1 protein-coding gene is annotated in these 1,775 nt (G+C 32.3%); it reads left to right on the top strand.

The window, feature by feature from the left end; genetic code table 11:
• A partial coding sequence (gene dnaE, locus IDG60_RS13065) for a DNA polymerase III subunit alpha (protein WP_206160775.1) occupies nt 1–1,775 on the top strand: 1,775 nt, incomplete at both ends.

Genomic DNA, 1,775 nt, shown 5'->3' with positions numbered 1-1,775 from the left:
TAAACCGATTTTTGGTATGACAATATATGTGACAAATGGATTAAATACAGTCGAAACAGTTGTTCTAGCTAAAAATAATGATGGATTAAAAGATTTGTATCAACTATCATCGGAAATAAAAATGAATTCAATGGAAAATGTTTCATTTGAACTATTGCAACAATTTTCATCGAATTTGATTATCATTTTTAAAAATGTTGCAGACGAACATCGTGACATTGTTCAAGTTTTTGATTCGCATGAAGATACGTATTTAGATCATCAAAGTGTTTTAGTTCAGGGTATAAAGCACGTATGGATTCAAAATGTTTGTTACCAAACACGTCAAGATGCCGATACGATTTCTGCATTAGCAGCTATTAGAGACAATGCAAAATTAGACTTAATTCATGATCAAGAAGATTTTGGTGCACATTTTTTAACTGAAAAGGAAATTAAACAATTAGATATTAACCAAGAATATTTAACGCAGGTTGATGTTATAGCTCAAAAGTGTAATGCAGAATTAAAATATCATCAATCTCTACTTCCTCAATATCAGACACCTAACGATGAATCAGCTAAAAAATATTTGTGGCGTGTCTTAGTTACACAATTGAAAAAATTAGAACTTAATTATGACGTCTATTTAGAGCGATTGAAATATGAGTATAAAGTTATTACTAATATGGGTTTTGAAGATTATTTCTTAATAGTAAGTGATTTAATCCATTATGCGAAAACGAATGATGTGATGGTAGGTCCAGGTCGTGGTTCTTCAGCTGGCTCACTGGTCAGTTATTTACTAGGTATTACAACGATTGATCCTATTAAATTCAATCTATTATTTGAACGTTTTTTAAACCCAGAACGTGTAACAATGCCTGATATAGATATTGACTTTGAAGATACACGCCGAGAAAGGGTTATTCAGTACGTCCAAGAAAAATATGGCGAGCTACATGTATCTGGAATTGTGACTTTCGGTCATCTGCTTGCAAGAGCGGTTGCTAGGGATGTTGGACGAATTATGGGGTTTGATGAAGTTACATTAAATGAAATTTCAAGTTTAATCCCACATAAATTAGGAATTACACTTGATGAAGCATATCAAATTGACGATTTTAAAAAATTTGTACATCGAAACCATCGACATGAACGCTGGTTCAGTATTTGTAAAAAGTTAGAAGGTTTACCAAGACATACATCTACACATGCGGCAGGAATTATTATTAATGACCATCCATTATATGAATATGCCCCTTTAACGAAAGGGGATACAGGATTATTAACGCAATGGACAATGACTGAAGCCGAACGAATTGGGTTATTAAAAATAGATTTTCTAGGGTTGAGAAACTTATCGATTATTCATCAAATCTTAATACAAGTCAAAAAAGATTTAGGTATTAATATTGATATCGAAAAGATTCCGTTCGATGATCAAAAAGTGTTTGAATTGTTGTCGCAAGGAGATACGACTGGCATATTCCAATTAGAGTCAGACGGTGTAAGAAGTGTATTAAAAAAATTAAAGCCGGAACACTTTGAAGATATTGTTGCTGTAACTTCTTTGTATAGACCAGGTCCAATGGAAGAAATTCCAACTTACATTACAAGAAGACATGATCCAAGCAAAGTTCAATATTTACATCCACATTTAGAACCTATATTAAAAAATACTTACGGTGTTATTATTTATCAAGAGCAAATTATGCAAATAGCGAGCACATTTGCAAACTTCAGTTATGGTGAAGCGGATATTTTAAGAAGAGCAATGAGTAAAAAAAATAGAG

The organism is Staphylococcus sp. EG-SA-2 (genome assembly GCF_017152085.1).
The sequence above is the reverse complement of the archived record's forward strand: the minus strand, read 5'-3'. Positions and strand labels throughout refer to the sequence as shown.